The sequence below is a fragment of the Nitrosomonas marina genome, from assembly GCF_900111605.1.
GTDB classification, from domain to species: Bacteria; Pseudomonadota; Gammaproteobacteria; order Burkholderiales; family Nitrosomonadaceae; genus Nitrosomonas; species Nitrosomonas marina_A.
Genome location: NZ_FOIA01000017.1, coordinates 29,123 through 51,260 on the forward strand (window position 1 = coordinate 29,123; position 22,138 = coordinate 51,260).

The window sequence follows — 22,138 nt, forward strand, 5'->3', positions numbered from 1 at the left end:
AATAGACAGAAAAGCGAAGGGAGAGTCAGTGTCCGCTTTTTTTGTCTATTCAGGGAGAGAGATGTTTAACCTGTTTCCAGATCTAAGCAGAATTCAGTTTTTGTAAAATCTGGTCGTGGCTTTCGATATAACGCTGGAATTTTTTTTCCTTGATAGCGTTTATCTGTACCAGAATCAATGCATCCACACAATTTGAAAATTTCGGATCGATATTAAATCCCAGGAACTTGCAGCCATTGGGCCGGCACAGCTCGACATACTGTTTATATAATACAGGGACTTTAACACCGAACACGTCCATTTTGTTCTTGAGTTGAGCATAGGCCTGCTTGTACTCGGTTTCACTGGTGATGGTGCTCAACCTGGAGAAACCGTCAGTTGTGTCAAATTGGAATGGCAGTCTCGGTTCGACGAGTGTTTTTTCGCAGCTGAAAAGTGTGCTGTAAAAATCCGCGATAATTTGTTGTGCTGGTTCAGGCCATGAATTGCTCATTGATACGGGACCAAACAGATACTGGACTTCAGGGTGCTGATGCAGATAAGCGCCGATACCATACCAGAGATAGTCGAGGCTGCGCTTTCCCTGATACCGGGGCTGAATAAAACTGCGTCCCAGTTCTATACCATTCTCGAGGTAAGGTATGAATGCTTCGTCAAATTTAAACAGACTGTTCGTGTATAGACCTTTTTGTCCGTATTCACGCAGAATTTCACCGGCTTCGCCAATACGATAGGAGCCGATGATTTCCAATTCGTCCTCATCCCATAGAATCAGGTGACGGTAGTAACGGTCATAGCTGTCGATGTCAAGTGCGTTTCCCGTACCTTCCTGTACCTGCCGGAAGGACAGTTCGCGTAGGCGACCGATTTCACGCATTACGCTGGAATTCGGTATGTAATCGAACAGATAAATATGCTTGCCATCCTGGGTTTCGCCAATCAGCTGAGAAGCCTTGAGTTCTTTGCGAATAAGTTTTGTTTTTGCCGGATGCACGATATTTTCAACCGGATTGAACAGATCCTTTTTCTTCTTTTTTCCCAACAGATAAACCTGTTTGCGCATTAACTTGGCAAGCGCTTTTTTGGGGAGGTCCATAGCTGCAATGGAATTCCACGGTATGGGATTACCTATTCGAAATGATATTTCATGGTCTTTCTGATTGAACATTTCATTGACCAGCATCATCGTGCCGAGTGGCTTGTAGATACTCGATAAACCGTAAAAGAGCGTTGAATTCTTACCACCGATAAAAACCGGCAGAACGGGACTGCGCGTTTTCTTGGCCAATGCCAGAAAACCGGACTTCCATTTGCCGTCGCGGATTCCATTGGGACGAATACGCGATACTTCGCCGGTCGGAAACATGATAACGGCCTGATCTGATTCAAGCGCTTCGACAATCTGGTCAATCTGGTCACGTGTATTCCCATACCGTGAGAGATTGTCGACAGACAGGAAAAGACTTTTCAACGGTTCAATGCAATCCAGCAGTGTGGTTGCGACCACCCTGACGTCTGTTCTGACCTCCGACACCAGCTTGAGCAGGGCAAGTCCGTCCAGTGAACCGAGGGGATGATTGGCAACGATCAATGTGCGGCCCTGGTCAGGGATACGAGCGCGGTCTTTATTTGAAACCTGATAGGTAAAGTTAAAATGCTCGAGTACGGCGTCGTTGAACTCCAGTCCTTCCAGATGCTGATGCGTTTCAATAAACTCATTGATCTCATTCTGATGAAACAACTTCTTAAGGATGAATGATGCCTTTTTGATGAAAGGCCTGTCATGCTGTTCGCCCGCATGTTGTAAATAATCATTCAATAAAGCATCGACATCAAGCATGTCTCCGTTCTCCGGCAAAATATGAATGATCGGTACAGTATAGAAAAAATATGACGATACAATGACGTTTAACATTCTTTGGTGACCTTTCAGCACAATAATGTTTTGTTCTGCATATCTACTTGGGCAACAGGCAACATATGATTGGTCTCTACATTATGCATACCGCAAATCGGCAGCGTGTGCTATTGGATGGGTTATGGCGGTATATATTTTGTTAATCTGCGTCGTAGAAATTGATTTATCGGTCGGCCTAGTGAGAATGCAGCCATGCACCGATGGCGTTCACCAGCCATTCGGGTTCGTCCAGCGGCAGATCGTGACCAGCCGTCGAATGCTGCACGTAATCGGTTTGCAATACCCGTGCCAGTCGGGCGCTGCAGTGATAGTCGACCAGGCGGTCCGCCATACTGGTGATCACGAGGACAGGCTGGTTCAGTCGCAATGGGTTGGTAAAACTGGCTGCAGCAAGACACTGATGGATTGCGTTCGACAATGACACAGGGTGCTGTTGCTGCCATCGCTGCCAGCATGACAGAAGTTTCTGGTCTCCACCATGACAATTGGATGTAAGCGCCAGAATATCAGCCTCAATGTCTATTTTTTTTTGCAGTATGGCTGTCAGAATCATCTTGGCAACGCGCGGATAAGCCGTCCAGCGCAGGCGATGATAAAATGGTGAAAAATTTTTGAGGCTGGTGTTGATCAGGACAGCGGATCGCACTTCATCCGGATAGCGCGTCATCCAGTCAATGGCGATCATGCCGCCCATGGATATCGCGATTAATCTGAGACCCTGCTGCTGCCCTATTTGCCCGCGCAGCGCTTCGGTCATGTCAGCAATCGTTTTTGGGCTTGTCAGATGATTCAGTTTGCCGTTACCCGGTATGTCTGGCGTCAGGATGCGTGCTCGGGGGAATCTTCTTTGCAGTACATGTTTGAACTCGCCCCAGTGTCTGGCGTCACGCAACAGGCCGCGAATTAATACAAACTGTGGCGATTGCATCAGGGATACCAGAGAGACAGCGCCAGTTTTTCCATTTCCGGTGTCTGGCTTTTATGAATCCAGTTTTGATAGGATAATGTAGCATGCAATAGAAAATCCAGCAGAATCAGGTGGCTGCGTAACACTCTTCTGAGGCGGTGCGGTTTCATCGGATGGAAAAGTCCCAACAATTGCCTGATTTGCAGTGGATTCTTGCGCACCCAGCGCCAAGAACCCATTTCCAGCGTCAGCGGCAGAAAAATATTGCCGCGCTCTAGTGATTGCAGATAAAGGAAGTCCCATAAATCGCCATGAACCAGATAATGTTGCGATTGCGGTTCAAACAGGTATTCCTGGTGCGGATAGGCATGCATAAACAGCTTGCGCAGATAGTAGATTTCCCTGATGTGCTTGATTGGTTCAAGCTTGCTGCGAGCATAAGGAAACCAGATCTGGTTGCGAAAACCGAAGCCGGAGTGACAGTCGAGTACAATACTGAACGGTGCCGGAAATACTTCCCGAATAATAAAATCACACAGTGCCTGTGCCTCCGGTTGCATGGGTTTGCCTGCTTTTCCCCGATACCATGGCAATAACGGTGATATCCTGTGTCCGCCGCCAAGCCAGATGGTTTTTTCATGGCTGTCAATCGGAGCGTTGCGCATCAGATCGACACCCTGCCCGTTGGAACGCGTATTGTTGTACATGCCGACGGGATTGATGAGCGGCAGTATATGGATACGCACTCTTTGCAAAAGATCAACCGCAACCTGATCCCAGTCGAGACGCTCGAGCAGCCCCTCCATAAAGGAGACCACAACCTGCGTACCAATGCGCTCCAACCCATGTACGCCGGCTACAAACGTGACACAAGGCACATCCTGAACCTGATTGCCGAGGGTCAGGGCATAAATCGGTAACAGATCATTCTGGCAGGGAATATGTCCGAGCACTCTGCTGGATAAGTGTTTCTTGTCGCTCCATTTAATCAGTGTCTCAATTTGTTGCAGTTCGGGTATTTGTATGGATGTTGAGTAGGCCATGCTGTGATTAAATTATATTTGTTGTAGCGCGCGCTTGAATGGCCAACATAGTTTTGTCGATAAAAATATCTATTCTCTTACCATATTCGGATTTTCAGATAGTGCTCTTGAGTGGATGCGCTCGACTGCATACTCACGGCAGAACATACAACATCGGGTAACTGTGACTCTGCCATCATACCATTCGTTCAAGCCAACTTCATTTTTAATAAAAATGTAACTGGATTTTAATAATTGTTGGATTACCAGATTTGGGTGAAAGAGCGAATACCTCCAAAACAACGTAAGCTCGCGGGTGTAGCAACGGGTAATTCGGTTCCTCGTATCGGGTGTAGCGTGCAATCGCATTTCTGTTCGATTGCTACAAGGAACCCAGTCAACCATAAGTCTTTAGCGTAATAATACATCTGAGGCCCGGAATTTTTATTTCAGGCATAACGGTTTATAATTTTCGGGCATTGATGTAGGAAAATAATAGACCGAGAAATATTACTGCTTTACTTAGCTTATGCCATCCAACCGTTGCAGCGATACACTGTCCCAGTCCCTGAATTCAGTCTTCGAACAGAATCTCGATGAATGGAAAAAAATCTACCCCGGTATTCGGGAAGTTGAAATTCCCGATAAGTATTTTCTTTACCGGCAGGGAGATCGCGACACAGATTTTTTCTGGATACGAAAAGGTATTGTCAAATTATCGTATCTGACAAAACAGGGTAACGAACTGACGCTTGCGTTGCTCAGGCAGGGTGATATCATCGGCCGCCTGCAACACGATGCTGACGAGTTGATGGCCGAGGAAAGTGCGCAAGCACTGGGAGACGTGACCTGCTGCTGTATCGGACGTAGGGATTTCAGACAACTCATTATCGATCGACCGAATCTGTCATTGCTGGTTTTCGAATCGATTTATGCCCGGCAACGCCGGATCGAACACAAATTACGCATGATTCTGACACAGTCTGTCGAGCGGCGAGTGGTTGCAACGCTGCTGGATCTGGCGCAGCTTTTCAGCACGCGTTGTACACACGGTTTTTCTCTGGAGGTTTTTCTGACCCAGCAGGAGCTGGCTGACCTCGTTGGTGCCAGCCGTTCTGTAGTCAGTACAATCATGAACGATTTCAGGAATCGTGGTCTGCTTGATTATACCCGGGAGCAGATCTGCATTAATGACAGCGCCTTTGCCGGCGATTTCTTCGACAACGACTGATTTTTTTCGTCAGAGTTCGCCAGAATCAGACAGCATTCTGTCCGCTTTCTAGCATCTTGTCGTTTTCATCCCACCGCTGGCAAAGGTGGGATTCAATCAAGGTAATATTCGCACGAAATCATGGTTATCTGGGTTTTCAGATCGTTGGCATTTTTTTCTGGCACCCGTCTTGCCCGGTCTCAATCGACTTCCACCATGCCAGGCAACCTGGCGCATATAAAGGTCAGGATTTGAAATAATTCAAGTAATTCGCAATTCACAATTCGCAATTCGCAATTCGCAACAAACTGGCCAACGATTCACCCCAAAGTCATCAAAGTTTCATACAATAGGCATAAAACAGAAATATTCACTCGTTAGCATGGGAAACTGCCCGGGTTTGACGATGGAGTGCTAACACACCATCTGTCGAGAGATTGCGTCAATCGCCCCGGTGCATCCAATCAATACAGCATCATTACCAGAGGAGTGAATCATGAAACGCATAATCCTGACGGGTGCTGCCGCACTTGTTCTGGCGTTGTCAGCCGTAAGCCTGGCCGACGATGACAATGAATCCGAGAAGCACTACAAAAAGGGCCGTGGGCAAGAAGTTCAGTTGGGGCCGCGTCCGTTTTTTCTCGTCGAGGACATGGATCCGGGTCAACTGAAATCCAGGCTGGAGCGCTGTTCATCCGGTCCGTTCAAACGCGCTGATTTTTCCATTGGCCACCGAGGCGCACCGATGCAGTTTCCCGAGCATACGCTGGAATCGTATCAGGCCGCTGCAAAAATGGGGGCGGGCATCGTTGAGTGCGATGTAACGTTTACGCAGGATAAGGAGCTGGTTTGCCGCCATTCGCAGTGCGATCTGCATACCACTACCAATATTCTGGAAACGCCATTGGCTGAGAAATGTTCCGAATCTTTCCAGCCCGCAGTTCTTGATGAGAACGGAAATCTGGTGACACCTGCCAGTGCACGTTGCTGCACCAGTGATATTACACTGGCGGAATTCAAAACCCTGAAAGGAAAAATGGACGCTTCCAACCCGCGCGCGACAAGCGTGGCTGACTATATGAAAGGTACGGCTGACTGGAGAACAGACCTGTACGCCACACGAGGCACCCTGTTGACCCACAAGGAAAGTATAGCTTTGTTCCAGAAACTGGGGGTCAAAATGACGCCTGAACTGAAATCTCCGAGCGTTCCGATGCCATTTGACGGCTTCTCTCAGGAAGATTACGCCCGGAAAATGATCGATGAGTACAAGGAGGCAAGGGTGCGCGCTTCCAAAGTATGGGCACAGTCTTTCAACCTTGGTGATGTAATGTACTGGATTCGGAACGAGCCGGATTTTGGCAAACAGGCTGTTTATCTGGATGGTCGCTATGATGATCCTGCTTTCGACCACCGCAATCCAGCGACCTGGTCGCCCCCTATGGAACAACTGGTGGCTGATGGCGTGCAGATCATAGCACCACCGATGTGGATGCTGCTGGAAATTGAGAATGGCGAAACGGTGCCATCCCGTTATGCCGAAGAAGCGAAAGATGCAGGCCTGGATATCATTGCCTGGACTTTTGAACGCGACGGCCCGCTCAATAATGGCGGGGGCTGGTATTTTCAGACATTGAACGGGCAAAATCCGAACCCGTTGGAGCCTGACAGTGTTATCAACAACGATGGCGATATGTTCGATGCGCTGCATGTGCTGGCAAACAAGGTCGGTATTCTCGGCATTTTCTCCGACTGGCCTGCAACTGTAACTTACTATGCCAATTGCATGAATCTGAAATAATATTGAATAGACGGGGCAGGGTGGTTTTATCGGCTCTGCCCCCGGTTTTTTCATTGCCGGGATCAATTAAAAGCGACGATGTTTAGGGAGTACAAATTTTTTTTCAGGTGTTTGTACCAGGTTTTCAGTGCCGGCATGTTGTCCGGTTTATTTGTTTTCGCAACTATTGTGTTGGCTGACGGGAGTAATGAACCGGCCATTATTCAAAGTGACAAACCGTTTGCTTTTGCCGTAATTGGAGACGGTCCTTATGGCGACGACAAGCAAGCTGCTTTTGACAGAATGATCGATGCGATCAACCATGACCGCGCAGTCAGGTTCGTCATTCATGTTGGTGACATCAAGAGTGGTGGCACTGAATGTACGAATGAACGTTTGCAACGCAGATTTGATCAGTTGCAAAAAATCCGCACGGCGCTGATTTATACACCCGGCGATAACGAATGGGCGGATTGCCACCGAGTCAGTAACGGTAGCTGGAATCCGCTTCAGCGGCTGGCTTTTCTTCGGCAGCTGTTTTTTCCGAATCCGGGTATGACCACGGGGCAGAAACCGCGTCGGATTCAAACGCAATCGGCGTTGACCGGTTACGAAAAATACGTTGAAAATGGAATGTTCATGACCAACCAAATTGTTGTTTCAACGATACATGTGGTCGGGAGCAATAACAATCTGCATCCGTGGTCGGGTATCGATCCGGCAGACAGCTTTGAAAATCCCAGAGAAGATCGAATACAGGAATTCATCGAGCGTAGTGCCGCCGCGATTGCCTGGTTGGAAGAGACATTCAGAAAGGCAACGAATAGTAAAGCTGCCGGTATTTTTATTGCAATCCATGCAGATCCGAAATTCGAGCTGCCATTTCGCGACAGTAATCGCGCCGGCTATAATCCGTTTATCGAGAAGTTGCTTGCGCTCAGTCTGGACTACGACAAACCGGTTGTGCTTGGCCATGGTGATTCGCATCTTTTCCGTGTGGACCGGCCGCGTCTAGTACCGTGGTATGCAAATGCCGATGCAACGGGTCCGAATGACAATGTACAGGTACCCAAGCTGACACGTATGGGAGTATTTGGCGATTCAGAATTGCATTGGATCAAGGTAACAGCAGACCCACGCTCAGATGAAGTATTTATTTTTTCGCCACAACTGGTTCGTGGAAACTTTTAACAAGATACCTTAGAAATTTTTTCTTCATTTTGTTGTAATATTTGCTTGCTAATATCTACACGGGTGTTCCTGATAAGGCAGATACTGACAACTTCCCCGGAGGCAGCTGCCTTATTTTTTTATGCCCGTTTCATACTCTTTTTCACTCACTTTTTCATTCATTTGAGTGCAAAGCGGCCAGTTGAATCCCAACTGCTTCTCATGAACTGGCCGCTTTGTTTTTTTCTGTTTCGAGTGGTCATGCGGCCGGCTGTAGGGTATATGACCGTCTTGGATGGTTCGCTAACTCAACGATGTGTCCGTCTGTCAGTCTGTATGATGCAGTTGTGGAAATTGACACCGACTGGCATCGATCCGGGACACAATAACAAGTCCGGGTCAATATTACAATTTAATAAAATATTCATGAATTCTTAACAAAATTTTCAAAATAGATTCATGAAGCTTCTATAAGCTGATTTACATAATCAATCAACTCAAAACGGATTATGGCTAAGAGTAGAGCACCGATCAAAGTTAGAAGTGTCTGGATTTCTGACGTTCATCTTGGATTTCGTGGTTGTCAGGCTGAAGCGCTGCTTCATTTCCTGCATTCTGTCGAGACCGATTATCTGTTTCTGGTTGGCGATATCGTGGATTTTTGGAGTATCAAAAAAAGTCCGTACTGGCCTCAGGAACATACCAATGTAATTCGTTCGATACTGGGAAAAGCCAAGCATGGCACCAAAGTGATTTATGTGCCCGGCAATCATGATGAAGCGTTGCGCGATTGCGCTGGCCATGTATTTGGTAATCTGGAAATACATCTCGACTATGTTCATACCACAACTGATGGAAGGAAACTGCTGATCATGCATGGTGACGAGTTTGACGTGATTGTCAAGCACAGCCGCTTGATTGCTAAGCTTGGTAATGCTGCTTATGACTTTTTGCTGTGGCTTAATCGCTATGTCAATGGCATGCGTAAATTTTTTGGGTATTCCTACTGGTCGCTGGCAGCCTACCTGAAGTTAAAGGTCAAGAACGCCGTCAGCTTTATCAGCAGTTTTGAAAACGCGTTGGCGAGAATGGCCAAAGATCGCGGTGTTGACGGTGTCGTGTGTGGCCATATTCATCATGCCGAAATCAGAGAGATCGATTCGATCCTGTATTGTAATGACGGTGACTGGGTAGAAAGCTGCACCACACTGTTTGAGCACCAGGATGGATCACTTGAACTGATAAACTGGACAGACAAATTCGAACAACATAAAAATGTAGAAGGCATGATCGCAGCAAAAAAAGCGGCATGATTTGTGTTGCAGAATGAGACCCGAACCGGCGCAGCACTTTAACCTACGGTCAGTTTTCTGGTCGATATTCGGAGATATTCCTTGCGACCGAGATATGTATTAAGTCTGGACGGCGGCGGCAGCCATTTGCTTATCCAGCTCAGCGTACTGGCATGTCTTGAAGAAGATACCGGTGCATCGACTTATGATTTGTTTGACATGATTGCCGGCTCGTCATCAGGCGGAATGCTTGCCTGTTTGATTTCCGGCAGAATGCTGAGTGCTTCTGGGATTATTCGGCTGATACAGCAGGATAAATTGCTTGAAAATATGATGACCGGACACTGGCTGAACCGGTTGTTGAATACGCTGCAGATTCGCCCCAAATATACTGGCATTTCAAAGCGCAGGAGATTGAAAAAAGAGCTCGGTGGATTAAGACTCTCGTCTCTGGACAAGCAGGTGTTTGTACCCTGTTTTAATCTGGACCGGGATCAGCTGGAGATTTTTACCAATCAAACAAAACCGGATTTTTTGCTGTGTGAAATTGCGGATGCCTGCACGGCAGCGCCTGCTTATTATCCGCCAGTAAGAATGGAAGATAACGACTGGCGAATTGACGGCGGCGTGGGTATGAATAACCCCGGATTGGGCGCTTATCTGCATGCAAGACAGCTTTGGGCCGGTGCTGCTATAAAAATGCTCTCAGTTGGGTCAGGCTGGCGCAGTTTCTCGTTTGACGGACAAAAAGCCTGCAGATACGGAGGCATGCAGTGGTCGGCGAAAGGAATTGCATCCGTCATTCTCCGCGAAAAAATGATGGCAAATGTGAAATTGACCGAGGCGGTTATCGGTGAACATGCGCTGTACATCAATGAATATCTGAAACACTTCGGTTTGCCTGATCATATGGATTCCGTAAATGATCCGGTGAATCAGCGAAAGGCGCTTGAGATCGGCAGGTTATGGTATGACCGTCACCGTGAAAAGATCAGACGGTGGATACCTGCTCAGAATGCCGGACATTCAGCTGCGGCATAAACCAGATTGCCGGCACAGCATCGACGTATTACATACCGTTAAACAAGTTAATGATCAAGCGTACATTGCTAACGGGCGTGGGTACGATCATTTTTGTTTTCGGAATTATCCTGTTTCCTTTGCCAGGACCGTTTGGATTGCCGACAATGGCCATCGGTCTGACTATTCTGTTAAAGGCATCCAATCGTGTCAAGCGCCTGACGATTAACCTGGTACGTAAAAACCGACTGACTAGTGCACTCTGGCGTAAAACACGCAAATTCCACAGGCGCATTCGTAGTCCTAAAATTGTCATCAAATAATCATATATCTGTCATTCCGGTGTCACAGTTTCGCCATAAAATTGCTCGATTCTCTTTACAGGAAGGTAACGATGAATCGATTGGTTGACACAAATTCGAAAGTTCTGATTTGTTTGGGCAGTTTGTGCAATGTGCCGTATCTAATCCACAGTATATGGAATGCAAAGCCATGAAAGTCTTTTATGGAATTCAGGGTACCGGTAACGGCCATATAACGCGTGGCCGCATCATGGCGAGAGAGTTTCGGGCCGCCGATATTGCAGTGGATTATCAGTTTACAGGCAGGCCTAAAGATACATTTTTCGATATGGAAATTTTCAATGATCATCTATGGTGCGAAGGTCTGACATTCAGTGTCAAAAATGGAAAAATCAATCCCTTCATGACCGTGCTGAAATCCAGCCCGGTACGTCTGATCAGGGATATCAGGCAGTTGGACCTGAGCAGCTATGACCTGGTGATTTGCGATTTTGAACCTGTCACTGCCTGGGCCGCGCGCCAGCAAAAAAAGAAAACCTTTGGCGTCAGTCATCAGTACGCTTTTCAATACAAAATTCCGCGTGCAGGCAGTAATCCCGTTTCGGAAGCGGTTATGAAACATTTCGCGCCTGTTGATATTGGTGTCGGTCTACACTGGCATCATTTCGACCAACCGATTTTGCCGCCAATTATCGACACACCGGATATCGCGAAACGTGTACAAAAAAACAGAATCGTGGTTTATCTGCCATTTGAGAACCAACAGAAACTCATTCAGTCACTTGCGCCGTTCAAGGATTTTGAATTTAATATTTATTCATTCACCCCGGACCTGACCCAACGAATTGAGCATATCCATTGCAAGCCATTATCCTTGCATGGCTTTCAGAAAGACCTGCATGATTGTGCCGGAATTATCTGTAATGCGGGTTTTGAACTGGCCAGCGAATCGCTGTATCTGGGTAAGAAAATTCTGGTTAAACCTGTACACGCGCAAATGGAACAGACTTCAAATGCTGCAGCGCTGGTTGAGCTGGGTTACGGACAAATGATGAATAAAATCGATCCCAAAATCATTGAGCAATGGCTTGGCATAACCAAAGCGGTTCGCATTAATTATCCCAACACAGCGAAATATCTGGTGGAATGGATCAAAAATGGTATGCCACCTGTCGATCAGGGATGGTGCAACCAGGTATGGTCCAGTGTCAGGGCAATGCCAGTGGAATTGTCGTAAAAGAAGATGTCATCCCGCCTAGATAAGTTAGTGCTGGATTTTGAAAGATGTAAGCATGCAATTTCAATCGTGAAAAATAGTAACCCGGTGCAAATGAAGCAGTGCTGATAAAAATACCTTCACCAAATAACATTCTGATTTTTTACAATCCTATCTCCAGTGCAGGCAATACGAGGCAGACTGCTGAACACATGGCGTCTCAACTGACGTATTGTGGGAAGCAGGTTACGGTACAGGTATCTGAAAAGAAGACGAAAGCCTATAAGCGTATGAAAGATGCCATAGCCGGGTGTGATCTGGTCGTGATCGTTGGCGGAGACGGAACGGTCAGGAAACTGCTTGGAATTATCGGCAAAACAAAAACGCCACTGTATGCTATTCCCGGTGGAAATGAATCGCTGTTTGCACGTACCTATGACATGAGTGCGCAGCTTGGAGATCTGCTGCAGACGATAGCCGCTGGCAACTGCCTTCAACAGTATTACGGCCTGATCAGCGGGCATGGCATCAAGGGAAAAAAACCCTTCTTTCATATGGCTTCGATGGGACTGGATTCGCTAACGGTCAAATATATCGGTAAGCGAAGCAGCCCATTGAATGACTCGGTCTATGTATGGCACGGATTGAAAGCACTGTGCTCGCTGCATCATCCAACGGTTTCACTCAATGTAGACGGGCAACCGGTGATTGCACGCGAATCAGGCTATGTCATTGTAGCCAACAGTTCGGCGTATGCCAGAAACCTGCAACTGGTGCCTGCTGCCAATCCTTCGAAGAACGAGCTTGTCGCGGGTTTCCTGCCAGGCGCGCGGCATCAGCATGAGCTAATCAAGGCGTTGAAAATACTGCAGCGGAAACCGGCTAATCTGCCCATGCAATATTTCTCAGGAAAAAAAATTGAGTGTACCTTGCACGATCAGTCGTACCCTTTGCAGGTGGATGGTGATTATTTTCGCAACCGAGATATCGATGCCGACGTAACTGTCGAATTCAGCATCAGTACAAACCCGATCCAGGTGTTGATACCGCCGGAATATACAACAAAGCTGATAGAATCCTCCCGGTTGCATGGCCTGCGAAAAGAGACTATAGTCAAAGCCAATTGTAGTAACAAAGCTTTACCGGAATAACAGCTTCGAAAAAGATATGTGGCAGCATTCTGCTTTTCTAACGATTTACCGCCTTCGCTGATAACAGACAGCCCATTACTGCTTTGACAAACGGATATCTGTTAACAGTTCTACAGAATCAGATATCCCGGCTGACAGTTGTGGCTGACACGAACAGGTTTCCAGACGATGAAATCCTTACACAGCGCTCAATTCATTGTTTCACAGTCAATTGACAGTGACGCCATCTTCACATTGCTGCAGCATGAATTTTCGCTGCATGAAACCGACCACACGCGCTTGAAATGTCATTATCTGGATACATTTGACTGGCGGATGTACCAGAAAAACTATGTGTGCTCCTGGTACCAGACGGCGAACAAGCGCGCCAAGAATCGTGAGGGGATTTTTTTTATCCATGAAAAGGAAACCGGCAACAGCATTTGCGAACTGCCTCTGAGCAGGGTGCCCAAGTTTTCCAAAGATATTAACCATCAGGCGTATCGAAGTATGCTGGACAATATACTGGGAATACGGGCATTAATGACAGTCGCTGTTCTGACCGTCAAGCGCAGGCAATTAATAATTTTAGATGAAGAGCACAAGACGCTGGCGCTGCTGCAGCTAGAGCAATATACGATCGATGAATCTGCTGACGACGATCAGCCGGCAGGCCGTCTGATCGTCTGCCCTGTCAGGGGCTATCCAAAAGTATTCAAACGGGTCGTACAACTCGTTACCGAACAATTAAAATTACCGCACTCGCGCGAAGCATTGCTGGATGAAGTGCTCACAGTCACCGGCAAACGGCCCGATACGTGCAAATTAACCGGATTTCAGGAACTTGAGTCTTCATTCAGTACGTGGGAAGCTGTGCGAATTTTATTACAGCACCTGTTCAGTGTCATGCAGGCCAATGAGTACGGATTGCGCGAAGCCATCGATACGGAATTTCTTCACGACTATCGTGTTGCGGTAAGACGAATCCGTTCGATACTGGGGCAGATCAAGCATGTTTTTCCGGATAAACTGCTGGCTTATTTTAAACGGGAATTTTCCTGGCTGGGAACGGTGACAACGCCGACGCGCGATCTGGATATGTATTTGCTCAAATTTGACGGTTATATACAGGCATTGCCGGATGATTTGCAGCAGCACCTTGAGATGTTTCGCTTATTCCTGCAACGGCACTGGAAGATTGAGCATGCGCGTTTGTGTCGCGCGCTTGACTCGAAACGCTATCAGAAGCTTACCAGCGAATGGCAAAAAATACTGGCAAACGCCGATATGCCGCTGCAAAGGGAAATGTCAACTGGCAGCCAGGCGCAGGAGACATGTAATGCGGCCGAGCCGGCCAGGATTGTTGCCAGGCAGCGTATCTGGAAGCTTTACAAGCGTATACTGAAGGAAGGTGGATCAATCACGCCACAATCGCATGATGAAGACTTGCATGAGTTGCGTAAGAGTTGTAAAAAGTTTCGTTATCTGATCGAATTTTTCCAGGATTACTATGTCGGCAAGTCAATGAAGCAATTACTTAAAACGCTCAAGCAGTTACAGGACAATCTGGGGGATTTTCAGGATTTATGTGTTCAGATCGAGCAGTTGAATGGTTTTGCAGAGCAAATGCAGCAGGAAGGCCTGGCGGATACCAAAACAATTATGGCGATGGGTGTGCTGGTAGAGCGATTGAACGAACGTAAAACGGCGCTGCGGGCTGAATTCAGGCGTCAGTTTGAATCATTTATTCAGCCCGAGAAAAAAGCCGTTTTTGTAGAGGCATTGCGCGTTCAACAACATGAAGGTGTCACAGAATGAAAATTGTCGCATGTTATAACGTCAAAGGTGGTATCGGGAAAACGGCTGCCGCAGTCAACCTGGCTTTTCTTGCGGCACATGAGGGCGCCCGTACATTGGTCTGGGATCTGGACCCGCAAGGTGCGGCAAGTTTCTACTTCCGGATCAAACCCAAGGTGAAGAAGGGCAGCAAGGGGTTGCTCACCGGCAAAAAGACGCTCGAGGATGTGGTAAAAGGTACGGATTACCCGAATCTTGATCTGATACCGGCGGATTTTTCCTATCGAAACCTCGATCTTCAACTGGATGAAGTTAAAAAATCAGACACCCGTATACAGAAACTGCTCAAACCACTGGCCAGTGAGTATGATTTTATCTTTCTCGACTGTCCTCCCAGTATTTCACTGGTATCAGAAAATACACTGATTGCAGCAGATGCTGTTATTGTACCGACCATTCCGACAACACTGTCGCTGCGTACTTTGGACCAGATTGTTGAATTTTGCAACAAGCTGAATATCGATCACACCAAAATTATTACTTTTTTTTCCATGATGGACAATCGCAAAAAACTGCATAAGCAGATCGTTGAGAATCCGCCTCAGCATGTCCGGGTATTGGACGCCAGCATTCCGTACGCCAGTGATGTTGAGCGTATGGGGGTTTACCGTCAGCCGGTACCCGTCTTTGCCGGAAACAGTCGGGCGGCGAAAGCCTACCGGGCACTCTGGGAAGAAATAAAATCAGTTTTGCACTGATTACTAAAACCGCGCCATGTGAGTCTTATTGAGGTTAATCATTGTGTCACATTTACTCTATTTGTTACGTCACGCAAAATCAGATTGGAAAAAGGAAGCTGCTAGTGATTTCGAACGCCCGCTTTCGAAACGCGGTGTTGCAGATGCCCCCAAGATGGCGGCATGGCTGGCAAAGCAGGCCAATAAACCCACAGCAATTGTCAGTTCGCCGGCATTGCGTGCGTACCAAACGGCGCTGGTGTTTTCCCGTGCGCTGGATGTACAGGTCAAGGACATTAATTTTGACAACCGGATTTACGCAGCCAGCCTGGAGACGCTGATGGAAATCATTCGTGCGCTACCTGAACAGGAAAAGTCAGTGCTGCTCGTCGGTCATAATCCGGGCCTGGATTTGCTGCTGCAGGTATTATGCAAACAGGCGAAGCCGCGCACAGACGGCAAACTGATGACAACCTGCGCGATAGCAAAAATTGCTCTGGAAAGTCAATGGCGGGATATTTCGGACAAGCACTGCGTACTCTACAGCCTCTCCCGGCCGAAAGAGGTGCTGTAGAAAATTCATTCGTCCTTAAGCGGATTGTTGCAAACAACAGTTTATAGAAAAGCGCTTTAACCCCACAATCTAATAACAGATTATTTTTACGAATATATAACCTCAGTTATTACCGGATGATCGTATTGACATATCGGGACGATTTATACGTAAAGGAGGTCTCGTCAATTTGATCGCTGAGATACAACATTCATTTTTGACTTTAGCTGGTTTTGCTTTTTTTAACCAGCATTTGGCACTTTGACCTTGTATTCCGGGTTTGACCAGCGTGTAAGCGCGGCATTTGGGATCATTTTTACAGGCATTTTCGCATTCCGAAGTATACATATTGACATCGAAACCAGGTTTGATGTCTGATCCTGGGCGATCAAAACCGATTTCCTTCTCGCCCATGATTTTAATGCCAGATACACAACAGTTGTTGGCTTTCCGTTTAGGGACCGAATCCTTAAGCCAGCACATATTTGTCTGATTGACAAAAGTATAGGCCCGACACCGGGCGTTGGTTGCGCAGGAACTGGCGCATTGACTGAAGCCGTTAGCCTCGTATTTATGGTAATCGCCACCCGGTCGGTCGAACTGGAACTCGGCTTCTCCCATTGGATTGGCCATGCCAAGTTTCCAGCCAAGCATACAGGTTATGATAAATAGGACTGCAACTGCAAACCAGTTTACTTGAACTGATTGAATGCGTTTAAGCATGAGATTCCTCCCTCTGAAATGATGTTTGAGGAATATTTCTCTGTTCTGTCAGAACCCAATCTACTGGATGGGACAAATGTTGTCAAATTTACTGATTCGTCTGAAATGGCATCGCTGAAGACAAAGGGCGTATCTGAATTAATCGTTCAGGCGGGCTGGTGCCGTCAACCAATGTTTATTCCGGTTTTTTGCCGGTGCCGCGAATTGTAAACAGTTTGGAAATTGCATCGAACCAGAAAGGCGCTCCCAGTGTTCCTGCCAGTGCTGTAATGATCCAACCAATGATGATTAACAGCCAATTGTTTTGGCCAGGCAACAGGAGAAACTCCAATGTCCGGGACTGTGATTCTGTTTTCTGTGTTGCAACAGTCTGTTCAACAGTATCCAACTGGGGAATATGCCAGCCAACCGGCAGCCCCAGATTTCTAAAATCATTTGCATCGACGTTCAACTTCCGGATTTGGCTCAGCAAGGCCTCCTCCGGATCAATTTTTTCTTGATCGGCGCCCGTGTTTGTTATGTTAACGCTGCTTTTGCCTGTTTCAGCTGAATATTCAGAGGCAATGTCTACTAGCAATTCGATCTGTTCCGGATTTTTCTGCATTTGCTGTACGATATAAATCGAGTCAACATTAAAACCGGATGCCAGAACAAACGCAATGACGAACATTATGAATTGAGACCGGCGCTTGTACCAGCCGCCGACTCTGTCCATCACTGCAATATAATGCTGTTCAATTTTGAGTTTGAATTTTTCCAGATCGTCGCCTGCTTCATCAAGCATAGGTATCAGCAATTTACTCAACGGTTCGGGCCGTTTTGCCAGTGATTGTCGTACTGCGTCCAGGGAAGCATTGTTATTGGATAACACTTGAACTAACGCAGTCGAGAAAACTGCAGGCGGTATATATGAGGGTTTTGATCCTCCCGGTGGAGACAGGGTATCGATTAATGGATGCTGATACAGCAGACTGGTTAATTGTGCTTTTTGCCTGTCTATAAAGCCCAGTATGCGCATAGAATTATTGAACCATCTTTTGAAAGCAGACCCGGTTTCCCTGGGCAGTTCACCCAGGAGAGCTGCAATGCTCTCGAACAAAATCCTGCCACGCATCGCGAGCATCTGCACAATCAACTCATTAATGCCACTTACCAATCCGGAAAAGAGTGCATAAATCAAAAAAACCGCGATAATGATATCGAGTATTCCAAGCATTCTTGTCTCCAGTTCATCAACTTATCACGTGCTTCTAACATTGAAGAGATGCATCGCGTTTAAAGTAATCACAGCGCGTTGGATGACTGATAGCTATTCATGATTTCTGGTACTGTGGGATAGAAACTGCACACCGGGCTTCCTGGCCCAACAGACAATAAAATGTTATTTGTTTTCCATGGTATCAATAAATGCATTCGCTTCATTGATTGAATCTTCCATAGAAGCGATCAGTGCGGAAACGTCAGATTGTATAGTGTCAAGTTCGCTTTTCAGGGACGCGATTGCGCGTGCGTTCAGATTGTGTTTAAGGAACATAACCTGATCACGGAAAACGGTCAGTATGGGCTGAATTTTGGATTCAGCTTTTTTCATGGATGTAATCAGTTGTCGGTAATGTGTTTTTGTGGTGTTCAGTTTATTCTGGCTGCTGCGTTTCAAGTTGGCATTGTTGTACTGGGAGATTTCCTGTTCCCATTCTGCAAACAACGCCTGCGAGACATCTTCAATATCTTCAATGCGGTTTCTAACCTCTTCGGCTTTACTGACACTTGCTTCATATTCGTCGTTGAGTTTGGTATAAATCGCTTCCAGATCGCCACCAGTGAAATGGGTGGCTGCGGTGAACTGTTCAAGTGCTGATTTGAATTGTTCTTTGGTCTCCTCTTGTGTGTCGCGCGCCTGCTCCACTCGATACACCATAACGTCCCGTTTGGGAATGCCGATTTTTTCCAGGCCTTCGTAATACATGGTTGAGCATGCGCCCAGTGCAAACAGCAGGGCGAGTACGGGTAACATCGTTTTTGAATTCATGATCCCTCCCATTAATCTATGTGATTGCTTGGATGATATAACAAAAGTCAGCGAATAGCGCCTTTGCGTAATACCTGCCATATAACCGAAAAACCCCAGATGATCGGATGTCGACGCAGCCATGGTGTAATTTCAAGTTGAACACCGGTATGTCGCTCGATTTTCCAGGCGGCATAATCAAGACAATCCCTGAACGTCAGGGTGGCTTTTGATAAACGCAAGACTGAAAGTAAGCGGCCCTGCCAGCGGCGAAGCAGCCAGTGCCGTAATGCGCGTCGACGCAGTTGTGGTGTATTTTGGCACAAATAGGTGTCGTTGTCCGGTTGATAGCTGAGCAGGTCAGTCAATGCCGGATAGGCATGACGTGTCAGTTGCGTGAAATCCTCCAGATTTGTAACTGCCAGATGTCGCGCACGGGTTTCGTTTTCTGGGCGTAATTCGGCTGCATAGCTGAGCAATAGACAACGTGTCCAGAGCATTTCGACGGTCAACGAAGTATTTTCCAGTGTACGAACACCCGAACGAAGAAATGTTAACACCGACTGGGCATACGCAAGATAAACCTGTTTCCGGTTTGCGTCGTTGCGCGTAAATAATAAACGCGACGGTTGTGCAAAACGTGCCCATATATAGGAATGAAACCAGTATTTGGCGCCTTTCTCGAAATCGGCCGTTGAGATCACAGCATATTTGGCACGCAGAGTTCTTCCCTGATGAAGAACTTCAAGATAAAAAACGTTTGGTGGCAGCCATGCGTTTAACAAGCTAAGATAGCGCTTATCGTATGCACGCTCGTAGTCGTCGACCAGTACATAAAGATCGGCGATGCCTTCGTCGAGATTGCCGGTACGCAAACATGATCCGTAAAGAATGATCGCATCGACAGCCGTTTTGAAACGTTCCAGTAGTGCATGTACAAAAACCGCATAATCCTTGGTTACACCGCGCGTACATTGTGTGGCAACAGTGTTAAGCAGTTTTTCGGGTATCGGTGCAGGCGATACAGGGTCGGTCGTCATGATAAGTAATAAGTCAAAGTACAAGAAACGTCACAGGGGGAGTGGCAGTGATACGCAAGGGCTCGTTGTCGGGCGAGCGATACAGTTCTCCGTCGACAATATATTCGTCATTCATTTGAATCGTTAATGCATGGCTGTTATGGCTGTGGTAGCCGTCTTCTGCGTTGAGCCGTTCGCCCTGACCCTTCAACAGTGACCATAAAGAGCGCCAGAGATGTTTGCGCTGTTGGTCGACCCACGTGACATGAAGTGGTGCCAATTCCTTGCCCCAATAGGGACGTAAGTTTAACAACAGACAATCGAGCGCGCTGATTAGTGTAAAAAGATAGGTACCATGAACTTTTTCGCCATTTTCCCTGACTATAGACATCTTTACCGGTGCCCATTCTTTGTTGTCGTGGCTGAAAATCAGGCCTATGAGCGAGCGCAGCATGATCAGGAAAGTGAAGATGCCGCCGGTGATACCGATCTGCTTGACACTACTGCGTGAAAATTTGACGCCGCGCGCAACCAGTCCTGCCGCAAAAAACATGCCGTAGATAGTTTGTTGTCCATTTTGTTCGATACATAAAACAGGACGCTGAACATGTTGAAACAATTCGTTGTTATCGGGATGTTGTAAACAGTATGCCAGGCGCTGCAGAATTTTTTCAGGCTTGCCGCGCATACCCAGATCGAGCGGCGTCATGTTTGTTGTGCCACCCGGAACAATCATTAAAGCAGGCCATTGCGCTATGGGCAGGGTACTAAACAGATGACTGAGCACCGCATGGGAAGTGCCGTCTCCAGCAATGATGACCAGAATATCCGGACTGGTTTGAATCAGGGTGTCGGTAGCAGTTATGAATCCAGCCAAATCAGTCGCTTCGCACACCATTGCATTGGGTATCTGTGCAAGCGTTTGCCGTATGGCTTGTTCGCGCTTACGTACTTTGCCACTCATAGGATTAAGCAACAGACCGATTTTTACCGGTGTTGATTTGAAAAGGTCACTGGCTGATCTCACAGTCATACAACAATAGACAAACTGTTAAGAACTGACAGATTGCAGCCGTTTGGGATCGATTGGCGTGTGTGTGAATATTTTGACGGCAAATATCTTTCGATCCCGGACAGGATCGATATCCTGCAGCCAGGAGCGCAGCGCCCCCTGTTGACGCCAGATACGCCAGCCTGCAATCAGCCGCCCCATCAGGATTGCCGTCGACAGCAAATGCCAGGCGACAACAAGTATCAGACCAAGATCCGGTTGCCCGGTGGCCCATCCATAAGTCAGCAGAATCAGATTGGGGTTGCGGCGTGCGGTGATCAACCGGTTAAATGAATCAATTTTGCGCCATATAAACATGTCGAACGGTGCAAACCATAACTGAAAGGCACCCTCGCATAGGCGACCACCAATGTAACCGAAAAACATCAGCCATATCAGCAGATCGAGATTGTCGATCGGTGTCAGCGTGCTGGCCAGACCGATGCCCCATGCGAGATACCAGAGTGGCGGATGAATGATGTCGAGTCCATGATCAAGCACGTCACCGAGTTTGCTTGATGTCAGAGTCACCCGTGCTAATTTACCGTCAACTGTGTCCAGAAAAGTCATCAACCAACCCATGATCAAGCCGATTGCAAAAAAGCCATACCAGAACGCAATACCCGCCAGCAGCGCAAAAATCGCGCTCAACACCGTAACATGATTGGGTTTCCAGCCTTTACGAACACACAGATGTGTGCACCAAAAAGCCGGCACCGGCCATAGCCATTTTGTTACCAGATCAGTGACACCCTTGTAAGAACCGGAAAACAATTCTTTTTCGAGCAGTTTTCGGTTGTCTTCTGTAATCGGCAGGATATAGGGGGGGTCCTTTTTTTTAAGGTTTTGCTGAAAATCGATAGGGAGATCGTTAAGCGTAAGACGTGGCAATCCGGACAAAATATGCTCCGGTCTTTGACTTCTCGGTTTTGTCAGTACGCTGAGCAAATGTGGTGCCTGACCGCCAAATGTACGAACGGCGGTCAGCTGATTGTCATGGCTGTACAATACAGCAGGATCTTTCAACGCGATTAATGCCTTGAGTACCCTGTTGTCAAAAAGATAATGCGTATTCAATATAAGCAGGGGTGCGTTGACTGGAACGTTATCGACTTTCTCTACCAGCGTTACATGAGATAACTGGCGTATCGTGCGTTCGAGGCGTTGGCGTCCTGTCAATCCCCAAATCAGAGCGTTGTTACCGCCAATGAAGTAAATGTAGGTTGTTTTTTGCATAGATTATTGATTCATTGAAGTCTGGAGTTTACAGCAAAACGATTTGC

20 protein-coding genes are annotated in these 22,138 nt (G+C 47.1%); 11 read left to right on the forward strand and 9 right to left on the reverse strand.

Annotated features, from left to right (window positions below):
- Window positions 1–82: 82 nt before the first annotated feature.
- The 3 genes from BMY62_RS08965 to BMY62_RS08975 all read right to left on the reverse strand — a co-directional run bounded on the left by BMY62_RS08965 (window position 83) and on the right by BMY62_RS08975 (window position 3,868).
- A complete protein-coding gene (locus BMY62_RS08965) occupies window positions 83–1,915 on the reverse strand; it encodes a bifunctional ornithine lipid synthase OlsF (RefSeq protein ID WP_256207524.1) in 1,833 nt (610 codons plus the stop codon).
- 178 nt (window positions 1,916–2,093) lie between these two features.
- Window positions 2,094–2,846, reverse strand: a complete 753-nt coding sequence (locus BMY62_RS08970) for an alpha/beta fold hydrolase (RefSeq protein WP_090658804.1) — start codon at window positions 2,844–2,846, stop codon at window positions 2,094–2,096.
- A complete protein-coding gene (locus BMY62_RS08975) occupies window positions 2,846–3,868 on the reverse strand; it encodes a M14 family zinc carboxypeptidase (protein WP_090658806.1) in 1,023 nt (340 codons plus the stop codon). Before BMY62_RS08975 ends, BMY62_RS08970 begins: the two co-directional genes overlap by 1 nt.
- A gap of 508 nt (window positions 3,869–4,376) precedes the next feature.
- Between BMY62_RS08975 and BMY62_RS08980 the strand changes: the two genes are divergently transcribed.
- The 11 genes from BMY62_RS08980 (at window position 4,377) to BMY62_RS09030 (ending at window position 16,075) form a co-directional block, all read left to right on the forward strand.
- Window positions 4,377–5,078, forward strand: coding sequence for a Crp/Fnr family transcriptional regulator (locus BMY62_RS08980; RefSeq protein ID WP_090658808.1), 702 nt, complete (start codon window positions 4,377–4,379; stop codon window positions 5,076–5,078).
- 475 nt (window positions 5,079–5,553) lie between these two features.
- A complete protein-coding gene (locus BMY62_RS08985) occupies window positions 5,554–6,858 on the forward strand; it encodes a glycerophosphodiester phosphodiesterase family protein (protein ID WP_090658810.1) in 1,305 nt (434 codons plus the stop codon).
- A gap of 135 nt (window positions 6,859–6,993) precedes the next feature.
- Complete coding sequence (locus tag BMY62_RS08990) at window positions 6,994–8,028, forward strand: hypothetical protein (protein WP_177170342.1); 1,035 nt, start codon at window positions 6,994–6,996, stop codon at window positions 8,026–8,028.
- A gap of 488 nt (window positions 8,029–8,516) precedes the next feature.
- On the forward strand, window positions 8,517–9,320 hold the full coding sequence (locus BMY62_RS08995) for a UDP-2,3-diacylglucosamine diphosphatase (RefSeq protein ID WP_090658814.1): 804 nt from the start codon (window positions 8,517–8,519) through the stop codon (window positions 9,318–9,320).
- A gap of 81 nt (window positions 9,321–9,401) precedes the next feature.
- The gene (locus BMY62_RS09000; protein WP_256207525.1) at window positions 9,402–10,340 is read left to right on the forward strand and encodes a patatin-like phospholipase family protein; all 939 of its coding nucleotides are present in this window, start codon (window positions 9,402–9,404) and stop codon (window positions 10,338–10,340) included.
- A 50-nt stretch (window positions 10,341–10,390) separates the two neighbouring features.
- On the forward strand, window positions 10,391–10,642 hold the full coding sequence (locus BMY62_RS09005) for a PGPGW domain-containing protein (protein ID WP_090658818.1): 252 nt from the start codon (window positions 10,391–10,393) through the stop codon (window positions 10,640–10,642).
- Window positions 10,643–10,811: 169 nt separating this feature from the next.
- Window positions 10,812–11,858 (forward strand): MJ1255/VC2487 family glycosyltransferase, encoded by a 1,047-nt coding sequence (locus tag BMY62_RS09010; protein ID WP_090658820.1) that lies wholly within the window; start codon window positions 10,812–10,814, stop codon window positions 11,856–11,858.
- Between the two features lie 101 nt (window positions 11,859–11,959).
- The gene (locus BMY62_RS09015; protein WP_090658822.1) at window positions 11,960–12,988 is read left to right on the forward strand and encodes a diacylglycerol/lipid kinase family protein; all 1,029 of its coding nucleotides are present in this window, start codon (window positions 11,960–11,962) and stop codon (window positions 12,986–12,988) included.
- A 168-nt stretch (window positions 12,989–13,156) separates the two neighbouring features.
- Entirely contained in the window at window positions 13,157–14,785 is a 1,629-nt protein-coding gene (locus BMY62_RS09020) for a CHAD domain-containing protein (protein WP_090658824.1), read from the forward strand.
- Window positions 14,782–15,522 carry a ParA family protein gene (locus tag BMY62_RS09025; RefSeq protein WP_090658826.1) on the forward strand — a complete coding sequence of 247 codons (741 nt, stop codon included), beginning with the start codon at window positions 14,782–14,784 and terminating at the stop codon, window positions 15,520–15,522. The genes BMY62_RS09020 and BMY62_RS09025 overlap by 4 nt, the downstream gene beginning before the upstream one ends.
- Window positions 15,523–15,565: 43 nt before the next feature.
- The gene (locus tag BMY62_RS09030; RefSeq protein ID WP_177170343.1) at window positions 15,566–16,075 is read left to right on the forward strand and encodes a SixA phosphatase family protein; all 510 of its coding nucleotides are present in this window, start codon (window positions 15,566–15,568) and stop codon (window positions 16,073–16,075) included.
- A 102-nt stretch (window positions 16,076–16,177) separates the two neighbouring features.
- Here BMY62_RS09030 and BMY62_RS09035 read toward each other — a convergent pair whose 3' ends face one another.
- From BMY62_RS09035 to BMY62_RS09055, 6 genes are all read right to left on the reverse strand, one after another.
- Window positions 16,178–16,777: a PAN domain-containing protein gene (locus BMY62_RS09035; protein WP_090658828.1), complete on the reverse strand. Its 600-nt coding sequence runs from the start codon at window positions 16,775–16,777 to the stop codon at window positions 16,178–16,180.
- Window positions 16,778–16,952: 175 nt separating this feature from the next.
- Window positions 16,953–17,993, reverse strand: coding sequence for a hypothetical protein (locus BMY62_RS09040; RefSeq protein ID WP_090658830.1), 1,041 nt, complete (start codon window positions 17,991–17,993; stop codon window positions 16,953–16,955).
- A 165-nt stretch (window positions 17,994–18,158) separates the two neighbouring features.
- Window positions 18,159–18,806, reverse strand: a complete 648-nt coding sequence (locus tag BMY62_RS09045; RefSeq protein ID WP_090658832.1) for a DUF2959 domain-containing protein — start codon at window positions 18,804–18,806, stop codon at window positions 18,159–18,161.
- 47 nt (window positions 18,807–18,853) lie between these two features.
- A complete protein-coding gene (locus BMY62_RS16495; RefSeq protein ID WP_256207526.1) occupies window positions 18,854–19,825 on the reverse strand; it encodes a hypothetical protein in 972 nt (323 codons plus the stop codon).
- 13 nt (window positions 19,826–19,838) lie between these two features.
- The gene (locus BMY62_RS16500) at window positions 19,839–20,837 is read right to left on the reverse strand and encodes a diacylglycerol/lipid kinase family protein (RefSeq protein WP_256207527.1); all 999 of its coding nucleotides are present in this window, start codon (window positions 20,835–20,837) and stop codon (window positions 19,839–19,841) included.
- An 18-nt stretch (window positions 20,838–20,855) separates the two neighbouring features.
- The gene (locus BMY62_RS09055) at window positions 20,856–22,091 is read right to left on the reverse strand and encodes a CDP-alcohol phosphatidyltransferase family protein (RefSeq protein ID WP_090658834.1); all 1,236 of its coding nucleotides are present in this window, start codon (window positions 22,089–22,091) and stop codon (window positions 20,856–20,858) included.
- Window positions 22,092–22,138 lie beyond the last annotated feature (47 nt).